Consider the following 12,063-nt stretch of genomic DNA (forward strand, 5'->3'; position numbering starts at 1 on the left):
TATTACCCTAGGACCGCCCCGTGATAAAACCGGCTGACAACGTCTATCTGAGCATTCGAAACCTGTGGAAAGCCTTTGGCGATTTTCTGGCCTTGAAAGACATCTCTCTGGATATCAACGATGGCGAACTTGTCTGCTTCCTTGGCCCGTCGGGCTGTGGCAAAACCACCCTGTTGCGCGCCATTGCAGGGCTTGACCTGCAAACACGCGGCACGGTTATTCAGGACGGCAAGGACGTGTCGAACCTGCCCCCGTCTATGCGGGATTTCGGCATTGTGTTCCAGTCCTACGCGCTGTTCCCCAACCTGACGATTGAAAAAAACATCGCCTTCGGTCTGGAAAATACAAACCGCAGCAAACCCGAGATAAACGCCCGTGTGGCCGAATTGCTGGAACTGGTCGGTCTGCCTGAACAAGGCAGCAAATACCCCGCCCAACTGTCCGGCGGCCAGCAACAGCGCATCGCGCTGGCGCGTGCGATTGCCACCAGTCCGGGCCTGTTGCTGCTGGACGAACCGCTGTCGGCGCTGGACGCCAAGGTGCGGGTCTACCTGCGCCACGAAATCAAGGATCTGCAACGCAAACTGGGCGTCACCACCGTGATGGTCACCCATGATCAGGAAGAGGCGCTGGCACTGGCCGACCGCATCGTGGTGATGGATCAGGGCACGATTGAACAGGTCGGCACCCCGACCCAGATTTACCGCGAACCGGCCAGCCTGTTTGTCGCCGATTTCATTGGCGAGATGAACCAGATCACCGCCGCAGCCGCCAGCCCCGACAGTGTTTCCATCGGCGGCCGCACCCTGACCAGCCGCAGCCATTCGTTTGTCAAAGGCGCCGGTGTTATCGCCGCCATCCGGCCCGAGGACATCATTCCGCATGGCAAAGACACCCCCGCTGATGCGGCCAACACCCTGACGGTGCGGATGGGGGATATGGAATTTCTGGGCGCCTTCTGGCGGTGCCGTTTGCAGCACGAAATATTCGGCGAACATGAACTGATTGCCGATTTTTCAATCAACGCCGTGCGGCGGCTGGATCTGGCCGAGGGCAGGGATATTTCGATTGAGCTGCCCGCCAGCCGCCTGATGGTTTTCACACCGGCAGAGGCGTAGCACGATGAGCATCACCGACACCCTGCCCGATGGCCCCAAGATCAAAGGCAAGCTAAGCAAGGACGACCTGATCATGCGCGGCGGCATGATCGTAATCGCGCTCTACCTGTTAATCGCGCTGGTGCTGCCGTTATATGCGATGCTGTCGAAATCCTTTTCGATCTACACGATTGATCTGGCGGCTTACGAGTTGCAGGTTTCAGACGAAAACGGTGTATTCTCGGGCGACATCACCACCCCGGCCGCGCTGAATGAAAAATATGGTGTCTATACCGCGCAAGACCTTAGCACCGGATCCGACGGGCGGCTTGCCCTGACCAAATTCTTCCCCGATTTCAGTTTCCGCAGCCCCGTGATGTATAAAATCCGCAACACCACGGCGGATGGGCGGTTTCTGGTGGGATCAACCCTGCATACCGGCACCGACTGGCTGGAACTTACAAGCAACGATTTTCGCCGCGTGCAACTGCGCCCCATCAAGGCCACGGGTGTCAGCAACTTTATCAACTATTTCTCCACCCCCGCCTTGTTTAATTCGATCAAGAATTCCCTGTTCATCGCCACCATCAGCACGGTTATCACAGTCTCGCTTGCCTTCTGGTTTGCCTATGCGCTGAACCGGTCGTGTATGCGCTTCAAGGGGGCGTTCCGGCTGATTGCTATGGCCCCCATTCTGGTGCCCTCCCTGCTGCCCGGCATCGCGCTGGTCTATCTGTTCGGCAATCAGGGGATCATGAGGGAACTGTTGTTCGGGGCCAGTATCTATGGGCCAATCGGCATCGTCATCGGTTCCGTCTTTTTCACCTTCCCGCATGCCTTCCTGATCATATCCACCGCGCTGGCCATATCCGACGGCCGCCTGTACGAGGCCGCCATATCCCTGCGTGCCAGCCCGTGGCGCACCTTCTGGACCGTGACCATTCCGGCGGCGCGCTACGGGCTGATTTCGGCGGCCTTTGTGGTGTTCAATCTGGTGATCACCGATTTCGGCCTGCCCAAGGTGATCGGCGGGCAATTCAACGTGCTGGCGGTGGACATCTATAAACAGGTGATTGGCCAGCAGAATTTCGAGATGGGCGCGGTGGTATCCGTGGTGCTGGTGATCCCGGCGATTTTCGCCTTTGGTATTGATCGCTATGTCCAAAGCAAACAAGTGGCCCAGCTATCGGCGCGCTCGGTCCCCTACCAGCCGACGCCAAACAGCAAGACCGACAACTTCTTTTTCGCCTACTCGACATTGGTGGCGCTGTTCATCGTCGGCATCCTTGCCATCTGCCAATATGCGGCGCTGATCAAGTTCTGGCCCTATGACCTGTCGCTTAGCCTGAACAACTACCAGTTCGACAAAATGGACGGCGGTGGCTGGAAATCCTATTTCAATTCGATCCGGCTGGGGCTGTTGACGGCGGTCATTGGCACATCGGTAATCTTTTTCGGCGCCTATCTGGTGGAAAAATCCAGCGGCTTCAAAACCGGACGGTCAATCTTCCAGATGTTCGCAATGCTGCCGATGGCCATTCCGGGCATGGTGCTGGGGCTGGCCTATATTTTCTTTTTCAACAACCCCGACAACCCGCTGAACGTGATCTACGGCACCATGACCATTCTTGTGGTCTGCACCGTCACCCACTTTTATACCGTATCGCACCTGACAGCGGTAACCGCCCTGAAACAGATCGACCGCGAGTTTGAATCCGTTTCCGCATCTCTGAAACAGCCCACCATGAAGCTGTTCACGCGGGTCACCGTGCCGGTGTCCCTGCCTGCTATTCTGGATATCTCGATCTATCTGTTCGTCAACGCGATGACCACGGTGTCAGCCGTAGTGTTCCTGTATTCGCCCAAAACCACGCTGGCCTCGGTGGCGGTGCTGAATATGGATGACGCGGGCGATATTGCGCCGGCGGCGGCAATGGGGATGATGATCTTTTACACCACGGCTGCGGCAAAAATCCTGCATCTGATCCTGTCAAAGGGGCTGTTGAAACGTACGCAAGCGTGGAAAAACAGATAGGTCCGTGACAAAGATCTGTAGGGAATTCACCCTGTGATTGCATTTAAACAACATGGACACGTTTCCGGTTTGCGGCCCAATACAGATGAATAATGCTTACTGTATATAGGTGGCCAACCACCGGCCGCCCCAAGAATTGGTGTGGTGTTGCGGATTATACACATAAGCAACCCCCATCAACCACTTGATTCTTGAAATAAAAATCAGGTTACTGCATTGTCTCGGATAATTGGGCGAATAGAGACCCGTAACCGAGTAGTGATCAGAGAGGCAGGTCACAATGAAAATGAATAAATTTATCCAGGCAGCCCTATTGGGTTTTGCCGTTACTGTTACAACAGTTCCAGCACCCGCTGGGGCTGAAACCCTTCGCGTAATGCGCGGGGCAACATCCAGCGCATTGAATGTACCTATGAACAGCGCCGTGGTTGTTGAAAGCGACGTTCCTTTTGGCGAACTATCCATCGCCAACCCGGGGATCGCCGATATTTCGACATTGTCAGACCGTAATATATATGTGCTGGGCAAAATGCCCGGACGCACCACTCTGACACTTTTGGGCGCCGATGGCAGCCTGATCGCCAATGTCGATGTGCAGGTCACCCCTGACATGCGCGAATTCAAGGAACGCCTGCGGCAGATCCTGCCCGGCGAGCCGATTGAAGTGCGCACAGCCAATGACGGTATCGTCCTGTCCGGCACCGTATCCAGCGCTGCAAAACTGGATCGCGCACTTGATCTGGCCAGCCGCTATGCACCTGACCGTATTTCCAACCTGATGAGCGTTGGCGGAACACAGCAAGTTATGCTGAAGGTCCGTTTTGCTGAAATGAGCCGCTCGGTCAGCAAGCAGCTTTCGGGTGGTTTGGTCTTTGATGGATCACAAACCCATCTTGGTGGTGGTTCCGGTGGTCTGGTCGGAACCCCGACCCCCGACCCTATAACCGGTCTGCCTAATATCGTTACGGCCTATGGTCTGAGCACGACAGCAGCGGGCGGTGTCATTTTCTCGGGCACGCGTTTAAGCGTCATGCTTGAAGCCCTTGAAAGCAAGGGGATTGTACGCACCTTGGCCGAGCCAAACCTGATTGCCCTATCCGGGCAAGAGGCAACATTTCTTGCCGGTGGGGAAATTCCTGTTCCTGCACCGCAGGACAACGGCACCATCACTATTCAGTATAAACCCTTTGGTGTTCAGTTGAACTTTACCCCGCGGGTGGTCGATGGCGATATCATCAATATCTCGATGAAAGCTTCAGTCAGTTCGATTGACCCGACGCAAACTGCACCGGTTGGTGGCAATCTAACAGCTGTTGGTTTCCGCACACGCGAAACATAAACAACAGTTGAAATGCGCGATGGTGACAGTTTTGCCATTGCCGGGCTGCTTCAGGATGATTTCCGCGATAACAACTCGCAGGTTCCATGGTTGGGGGACATCCCGATCCTGGGCGCCCTGTTCCGCAGCACGGAATACCAAAGAAACCAGTCTGAATTGGTGATCATCATCACCCCGCATCTGGTAACCCCGACCCGGGGCGAAGCGCTGGCCTTGCCAACGGATCGCATTCGCATCCCGACTGAAAACGAGCTGTTCCTGAATGGTCGCGTAGCAGGCAAACGCCTGACAGGCGCCGCCGGCGAAGTTGCCCGGCAGGATTTCACCGGCTCCTATGGCTATGTGATGGAGTAGGACTATGAAAACCAACATGAAAATCATCCTGACCGTTGCAAGCGTTGCCGCTTTGGCCGGTTGTTCCAAGGAAACCCTGATCACTGAATCTTTCTTTGCCGAAGCCGGCGCGGAACTGGACGAAGGTGGTTTTGGCAACCCGACAATGAACAATTTGCTGGTCCAGACCGGGCAGCGGAACTACGCGGTCAACCTGACCAAACGCTTTGCAGCCGAGGTCCCCTCGACAGTGAACTTTGCTTTTAACAGCGCACAACTGGATGCAACAGCACAGGCCGCGTTGATGAAGCAGGCAAACTGGATCCGCCAATTCCCCGAGGTCCGCTTCCGGGTCTATGGCCACACGGATCTGGTCGGCAGCAACGCCTATAACAAACGTCTGGGCCTGCGCCGCGCACGCGCTGTTGTGAACTTCCTTGTCCGTCAGGGCATCAGTCGCAAACGGCTCGAGGCAGTCGCATCCTTTGGCGAAACACGGCCAATTGTTGTGACAACGGGCCAGGAACGGCGCAATCGTCGCACCGTGACCGAGGTTTCCGGCTTTGTGAAGAATAACCCGCTGATCCTGGACGGGAAATATGCCCAGGTTGTTTACCGCGAGTATGTCGAGAGCGCGACCGAGTTCCCGACGACAAAGGACACTGGTGATGCCGCAGGGAACAGCGGCGGATAAATCCAAAATCCACCTGATATTAAGACGGCCGTCCGGGTTAAATCGGGCGGCCATTTTGTGCCGACCTTGCGTATAATCCCTTAACAGAATGGGCCGCATTTCGTAGGATTGTTGTGCAAGGCGACTTGTAATCGGCCGTCAGACGGCAAATCTGTAAATCAACAATGAAACCTAATATGTTCTTGTGATGTGTGATATGGACTTCAATTATTCCGTTTGTCGAACAATTACGGCCTTTTAGCCCTAATGTTGCCAATATTGTAAGTCAGTTTCACGGCAAATAGGAGCAATTATTGCGCATGCGAATCGCGCAAAAGGGCAATCGCGGCACGGTACCGGATAGGGTTAACCTACTGGTATCAATTATATAATCCGCATTCGTCCGTAATAGGAGGACAAGAGGCAATGGAAAACAGTGCGAAGCTACAGCCAGAATCGGCACCTATCGTAGCCTGCACAGTTTCGCGTGACGTATCGAATTTTGATCTGTTGATCGAGGATATGGAAGCAGAACTGGGTGAAAACTGGGGGGACCTGACATTCGAGGATGCAGCGGTTTTCCTTGAGCAACCGGATGCAAAATCTCTGGAGTTCATTGCCATTGCCGTCAACGATCAGGACGAAGACGATCTGGATATGATCGGCGATCTGATCACACAGGCCAATGCCAACAATGTCAAAGTCATCCTGATTGCCGAAGAAGTCAGCCCTGTCGCCCTGCACCAGTTGCTGCGGCTGGGGGCGAATGATTTCATCCCCTACCCCTTGCCCGACGGCGAACTGCACGAAGCCATCGAGCGGCTGCGTCAACCCGAGCCCGTTGCCCCGGATGCCGGTGTCCCTGACGAGATGCGCAATACGCTAAAGGCCACCGGCAATTTTGACGGTGTTGTTCTGCCCGTTCATGGTCTGGCTGGTGGCACAGGTGCTTCGACCCTTGCGGTCAATCTGGCCTGGGAACTGGCCAATATCGACAAAAAGAAAGCCCCGCGCGTTTGTCTTCTTGATCTGGACCTGCAATTCGGATCGGTTTCGACCTATCTGGATCTACCGCGGCGCGAAACAGTTTATGAATTGCTGACCAACACCGAGTCGATGGACAGCGAAAGCTTTATGGCCGCGCTGTTGACCTATGGCGACAAGATGCATGTCTTGACCGCACCGGCCGATATGCTGCCGCTGGATCTGATCGAACCCGATGATGTGCTTCGCATCATCGAAATGGCCCGCACCAATTTTGACTATGTTGTTATCGACATGCCTTCCACGCTTGTCGCCTGGACCGAAACAGTTTTAAGCAAGGCCCATGTTTACTTTGCAACTCTGGAACTGGATATGCGCAGCGCCCAGAATGCCCTGCGTTTGATCCGCGCCCTGAAATCCGAAGAACTGCCTTACAAAAAACTGCGCTTTGTTCTGAACCGGGCCCCGAAATTCACCGATCTGAACGGCAAATCCCGCGTCAAGCGATTGGCCGAAAGCCTGGATATCGATATCGAAATCCAGATACCAGACGGTGGCAAAGTGGTTGTGCAAGCCGGTGACCACGGGGTGCCAATGGCCGAAACCGCCGCAAAAAACCCGGTTCGTAAAGAATTCACCAAACTTGCCATGTCAATTCACGAGCTTAACGAAGCCGCCGAAGCTGGCCAGTAAAGTAGAAAAGGGAATACAGAATGTTCTCGCGTTACAAGAAAACAGGGTCCAAAGACTCTTCCCAGTCGGTTGCCGCAAAGCCCGCTGCCAACAAGCCTGATGATGCATCCCATTCGCTGCGCAAGGCCGCAAAGGCCCCCGCATCGGCCGCTGTGCCCGACAAAGAGCTGAAGCGCAAAGAGCGCTTGGCAGAAGTCCGTCTGCAATTGCATCAGGAATTGCTGGATAGCCTTAACCTGTCTGCATTGGAAAATGCGGCAGAATCAGATTTGCGCAACGAAATCACCGCCATCGCCTCCGAAGCGCTGGAAGAAATGAACGTGGTGCTGACCCGCGACGAGCGCACCCATCTTTATCAGCAACTGTTCGACGAAGTGACGGGCCTTGGCCCGATCGAGCCTTTGCTGAAAGATCCGACCGTCAACGATATTCTGATCAATGGCCCGAACCAGATTTTCGTGGAACGCGACGGTAAACTTGAGATAAGCGACATCACCTTCAAGGATGAACGCCACCTGCTGCGCATCATCGACAAAATCGTGTCCGCCGTGGGCCGGCGCGTCGATGAATCCAATCCCTATGTGGATGCCCGTCTGGCCGATGGCTCGCGTTTCAACGCGATGGTGCCGCCGATTGCGGTTGATGGCTCGCTGGTGTCCATTCGTAAGTTTAAAAAGGACAAACTGGGCATTGATGATCTGGTCGCCTTTGGGGCCTTTTCCGAAGAAATGGCTGCCTACCTTCAGGCCGCCGTGGCCTGCCGCCTTAACATCGTTGTTTCCGGCGGTACCGGATCCGGTAAAACCACCACCCTGAACGCGCTGTCGTCCTTTATCGACAACGCCGAACGTATCCTGACAATCGAGGATACGGCGGAACTTCAATTGCAACAGGTCCATGTGGGCCGGATGGAAAGTCGCCCGCCAAATGTTGAAGGCAAAGGCGAGGTTTCACCGCGCGACTGTCTGAAAAACGCCCTGCGGATGCGTCCTGACCGGATTATCGTGGGGGAAACGCGTGGCGAAGAAGTGATCGACATGTTGCAGGCCATGAACACCGGCCACGATGGCTCGATGACCACGATCCACGCCAACTCGGCGCGCGATGGTGTGTCGCGGATGGAAAACATGATCGCGATGTCGGGCATCGAAATGCCGCTGAAAGCGGTGCGCAGCCAGATTTCCTCGGCTGTGAACCTGATTGTGCAGATCAGCCGTTTGCAGGATGGCTCGCGCCGGATGACATCGGTTACGGAAATCACCGGGATGGAGGGCGAAGTGATCTCGATGCAGGAAGTGTTCAAATTCCAGCGCGTCGGCCTGACCCCGGAAAACAAGATCCTTGGCCATTTCACAGCCACCGGCGTGCGCTCGCACTATTCCGAACGCTTCCGCATGTGGGGCTATGATCTGCCTGCATCCTTGTTCGAACCTTTTGTGGCGGAGTAATACACAATGTCGATTAACGGAGAATTCATCGTCTACGGCCTGATCTTCATTGCCGTTCTGTTTCTGGTCGAAGGTATTTACCTGACAGTATTCGGCAAATCGATCAGCCTGAACAGCAAGGTTAACCGCCGGCTGGACATGCTGGAAAAAGGCGCCGGTCGTGAACAGGTTCTGGAACAGTTACGCAAGGAAATGGCGCAGCACCTGAGATCCAATTCCATCCCGCTTTATTCCTTGCTGGCCAATCGTGCGCAAAAAGCAAATATCGCGTTTTCTCCCTTGCAGCTTATCCTTCTTATGGCCGGACTTAGTATGCTGGCCTTTGTCGGCTTGACGATCGGCACGGGCACTTCTTTCCCTGTGCGCATTGCCATTTCAATTGTTATGGGCATCAGCTCGGTCTTTATCTGGGTTAACAACAAGGCCAAGAAACGCATGGCCCTGATCGAGGAGCAACTGCCGGATGCCGTTGAACTAATGGTCCGAAGCCTGCGCGTCGGGCACCCTTTCACCTCGGCTTTGGCAATTGTTTCAAACGAAATTCCTGACCCGTTGGGAACGGAAATGGGCGTCATCGCCGATGAGGCAACCTACGGGCGCGATGTTGGTGAAGCCCTGAAAGACATGGCCGAACGACTGGATATGCAGGATCTTCGCTTTCTGGCTGTTGCCGTGACCATTCAACAAACATCCGGTGGTAACCTTGCGGAAATTCTGCACGGGTTGTCCAAGGTGATCCGCTCGCGCTTTAAACTGTTCCGCCGCGTCAAAGCCATCACCGCCGAGGCCAAATGGTCTGGCAACTTCTTGTCCGGCTTCCCGTTCTTGGCGCTGATCGGTGTTAATCTGGCCCAGCCCGATTACTATGACGAAGTGATGGAAAGCCCATATTTCATTCCGGCCTGTCTGTTTGTCGGGGTGTTTCTGGTTGTGAACATCTTTGTCATGCGCTGGCTTGTGAACATTAAGGTATAGGGGATAGGCAGATGGGTTTTATTGATAGTATCAACACAACGCTGACCGACATGTTCGGCCCCTTCGGACCGCTATTGGCGGTGGGTATCCTTGGGCTGTTTCTGATCCTTCTGACCATTCCGGTCCTGATGAACCAGAAAGAAGATCCGCTGGATAAACTGCGCAAAGCCAACGCAGCCCAGAAATCCAAAGGCAAAAAGAACCAGTTGCGTCAGGCGCAAGGCAGCAACAAGCTGGAAAAATACTCGAACTTTCTGGAACCCCAGAACGAAGAGGAATATTCAGCCATTCGCCTGAAACTGCTGCAAGCGGGATACCCGTCTAAGACCGCTGTGCGCACCTTCCACTTTGTGCAATTCCTGCTTGGGCTTAGCGGCCTGGCACTTGGGACTTTATATGCCATGACCATCGGGGCCACAGACGATCAGACAACAACCAATCTGGTCCTTAGCATTCTGGCCCCCGGTGTCATCGGCTATATGGCGCCAAAATATTGGGTTTCCCGTCGTCAGCAGGCCCGGGAAGAAGAAATCATCAACGGATTTCCCGACGCGCTGGACATGATGCTGGTTTGTGTCGAAGCCGGTCAATCGCTTGACCAATCTATCATCCGCGTTTCCGAGGAAATCCGCTCGGGCTTCCCTGCCCTCGCAGATGAATTCTCGCTGGTGTCGCAGGAAATGAAAGCCGGTAAAGACCGCGTTAGTGTTTTGCGGGATATGTCGGAACGTGTTGGCGTCACCGATGTGGCCTCGTTTGTGACGGTTTTGATCCAGTCGGCGACGTTCGGGACCTCGGTTGCGGACGCATTGCGTGTCTTTTCGGCCGAAATGCGCGACAAACGGGTGATGCGGGCCGAAGAAGCCGCAAACAAGTTGCCAACCAAAATGACACTTGCCACAATGCTTCTGACATTGCCGCCGTTGCTGGTCATTCTGATTGGCCCGTCGGTTTATGGTATGTCGGTTATGTTGGCAGGGGCGAACTTCTAGGGGCATGAAACAAAACTGGGTTGGGTTCATTCTGGCGCTAAGCCTGTTAACCGCTTGCGATCCCGCTGGCGGTTTTCAGCGTAATACCGACAATCCCTTTGCCCCCACCGGTCACCCCAAACGCGGTGAATCTGTTGACGGGCTGCTTGTTGGCCACCGGTTGATGGCCGCTGGCGAATATGAACTTGCGCTAAAAGCCTATTATCGTGCGGCCGGCGAACAAGGGATGACCGCTGATGTCTATAGCGCCCTTGGATCCGCGAACCTGAAACTTGGCCGGTTGGGGCAGGCAGAAACCATGCTGCGCAAGGCGGTCAAAGCCGATCAAAAGTTCCCTCCGGCCTGGAACAACCTGGGGGTTGTCCTGATGGAACGCGGGAAAACAGCCGAGGCACGTCAGGTATTCCGCACGGCATATGCGCTGGATAGTGGCCAAAGTGACTCCATTCGCGACAATTTGCGTCTGGCTATCGCAAAATCACAGGATACTGGTTATACTGGCCCAGATAACGACGATAATTTCTCATTGGTGCGGCGAGGCCACGGAAGCTTTCTGTTGCTTTCCACACCATAAGTCAGGTTCGAGCAGTCAAAAAAAGGACGCAAAAAATGCGCCAAACTAAACTTATCTCTCTGTGTCTCACAGCCGTAATAGCGCTGTCAGCATGTGAAAAGCAAAGCGACGCCAAGGTCAATCGCACCCTGAAAGACCTGAATGTCATCGATGAAAGCAACCTGAGCAGCATCATGCTGACGGTTGGTGATCCGAACGAGGCGGTTGCCTATTTCCGCAAATCCAGCGCCGAAAATCCCGACCGGATTGATCTGCAACGCGGACTTGCCAAATCTTTAGTCCGCGCCAAAAAGCCACGCGAAGCCTCGATTGTCTGGGCCAAGATTGTCCAACACCCCGAGAGCACAAATGAAGACCGCGTAGAGCTGGCTGATTCCCTGATCCGGACCAACGACTGGAAAAAAGCCAAAACGGTTCTGGACAGTGTTCCCCCCACATTCGAAACCTACAAACGCTACCGGCTGGAAGCGATGGTGGCGGACAGCAACAAGGACTGGAAGAAATCCGACAGTTTTTACGAGATCGCCGTGGGCCTGACCACCAATCCGGGCAATGCACTGAACAACTGGGGCTATTCGAAACTGACCCGTGGGGATTACAGCGAGGCCGAGCGCCTGTTCAATGAATCCCTGACCTACAATCGCAACAGCTTTACCGCCAAAAACAACCTAGCGCTGGCCCGTGGTGCGCAACGCAATTACACCCTGCCGGTTGTTCCCATGACCCAGACAGAGCGGGCACAGCTGCTGTATACCCTTGCCCTGTCAGCAATCAAACAAGGCGACGTTGCAACCGGCAAAGGCCTGTTGAAAGAAGCCATAGACACCCACCCGCAGCACTTCGAGGCCGCAGCGCGTTCTCTGAATGCGCTGGAAAACAATGTGACAAACTAATGCCTGTTTTTCTCTCTTCGACCGCAG

Annotated in this window: 9 protein-coding genes and 1 pseudogene; all 10 read left to right on the forward strand. The window is 54.7% G+C overall.

What is annotated here, in order from left to right; all coding sequences use genetic code 11:
• The first annotated feature begins 20 nt into the window (after nt 1–20).
• The 10 genes and pseudogenes from BAR1_RS11395 to BAR1_RS11440 all read left to right on the forward strand — a co-directional run bounded on the left by BAR1_RS11395 (nt 21) and on the right by BAR1_RS11440 (nt 12,036).
• On the forward strand, nt 21–1,118 hold the full coding sequence (locus BAR1_RS11395; protein WP_162891766.1) for a putative 2-aminoethylphosphonate ABC transporter ATP-binding protein: 1,098 nt from the start codon (nt 21–23) through the stop codon (nt 1,116–1,118).
• 4 nt (nt 1,119–1,122) lie between these two features.
• Nucleotides 1,123–3,132: a putative 2-aminoethylphosphonate ABC transporter permease subunit gene (locus tag BAR1_RS11400; RefSeq protein ID WP_118943130.1), complete on the forward strand. Its 2,010-nt coding sequence runs from the start codon at nt 1,123–1,125 to the stop codon at nt 3,130–3,132.
• A gap of 280 nt (nt 3,133–3,412) precedes the next feature.
• Nucleotides 3,413–4,825 (forward strand): annotated as a pseudogene (locus tag BAR1_RS11405) (type II and III secretion system protein family protein).
• Nucleotides 4,826–4,829: 4 nt separating this feature from the next.
• Nucleotides 4,830–5,498 carry an OmpA family protein gene (locus tag BAR1_RS11410; protein WP_407681513.1) on the forward strand — a complete coding sequence of 223 codons (669 nt, stop codon included), beginning with the start codon at nt 4,830–4,832 and terminating at the stop codon, nt 5,496–5,498.
• A gap of 405 nt (nt 5,499–5,903) precedes the next feature.
• Nucleotides 5,904–7,154, forward strand: coding sequence for an AAA family ATPase (locus BAR1_RS11415; protein ID WP_118943131.1), 1,251 nt, complete (start codon nt 5,904–5,906; stop codon nt 7,152–7,154).
• A gap of 20 nt (nt 7,155–7,174) precedes the next feature.
• On the forward strand, nt 7,175–8,602 hold the full coding sequence (locus tag BAR1_RS11420) for a CpaF family protein (protein WP_118943132.1): 1,428 nt from the start codon (nt 7,175–7,177) through the stop codon (nt 8,600–8,602).
• A gap of 6 nt (nt 8,603–8,608) precedes the next feature.
• A complete protein-coding gene (locus BAR1_RS11425) occupies nt 8,609–9,577 on the forward strand; it encodes a type II secretion system F family protein (RefSeq protein ID WP_118943133.1) in 969 nt (322 codons plus the stop codon).
• Nucleotides 9,578–9,588: 11 nt separating this feature from the next.
• Nucleotides 9,589–10,569: a type II secretion system F family protein gene (locus BAR1_RS11430; protein WP_118943134.1), complete on the forward strand. Its 981-nt coding sequence runs from the start codon at nt 9,589–9,591 to the stop codon at nt 10,567–10,569.
• Nucleotides 10,570–10,573: 4 nt separating this feature from the next.
• Nucleotides 10,574–11,143, forward strand: coding sequence for a tetratricopeptide repeat protein (locus tag BAR1_RS11435; RefSeq protein ID WP_118943135.1), 570 nt, complete (start codon nt 10,574–10,576; stop codon nt 11,141–11,143).
• A 35-nt stretch (nt 11,144–11,178) separates the two neighbouring features.
• Entirely contained in the window at nt 11,179–12,036 is an 858-nt protein-coding gene (locus BAR1_RS11440) for a tetratricopeptide repeat protein (protein ID WP_118943136.1), read from the forward strand.
• Nucleotides 12,037–12,063: the final 27 nt, after the last annotated feature.

The organism is Profundibacter amoris (assembly GCF_003544895.1).
In the GTDB taxonomy this organism is placed as follows: Bacteria; Pseudomonadota; Alphaproteobacteria; order Rhodobacterales; family Rhodobacteraceae; genus Profundibacter; species Profundibacter amoris.

What these genes read in the sequence shown, in the direction of transcription:
- BAR1_RS11400 (WP_118943130.1), top strand. Translation starts at nt 1,123, where the DNA reads ATGAGCATCACCGACACCCTGCCCGATGGCCCCAAGATCAAAGGCAAG.
- BAR1_RS11425 (WP_118943133.1), top strand. Translation starts at nt 8,609, where the DNA reads ATGTCGATTAACGGAGAATTCATCGTCTACGGCCTGATCTTCATTGCC.
- BAR1_RS11415 (WP_118943131.1), top strand. Translation starts at nt 5,904, where the DNA reads ATGGAAAACAGTGCGAAGCTACAGCCAGAATCGGCACCTATCGTAGCC.
- BAR1_RS11410 (WP_407681513.1), top strand. Translation starts at nt 4,830, where the DNA reads ATGAAAACCAACATGAAAATCATCCTGACCGTTGCAAGCGTTGCCGCT.
- BAR1_RS11430 (WP_118943134.1), top strand. Translation starts at nt 9,589, where the DNA reads ATGGGTTTTATTGATAGTATCAACACAACGCTGACCGACATGTTCGGC.
- BAR1_RS11435 (WP_118943135.1), top strand. Translation starts at nt 10,574, where the DNA reads ATGAAACAAAACTGGGTTGGGTTCATTCTGGCGCTAAGCCTGTTAACC.
- BAR1_RS11440 (WP_118943136.1), top strand. Translation starts at nt 11,179, where the DNA reads ATGCGCCAAACTAAACTTATCTCTCTGTGTCTCACAGCCGTAATAGCG.
- BAR1_RS11420 (WP_118943132.1), top strand. Translation starts at nt 7,175, where the DNA reads ATGTTCTCGCGTTACAAGAAAACAGGGTCCAAAGACTCTTCCCAGTCG.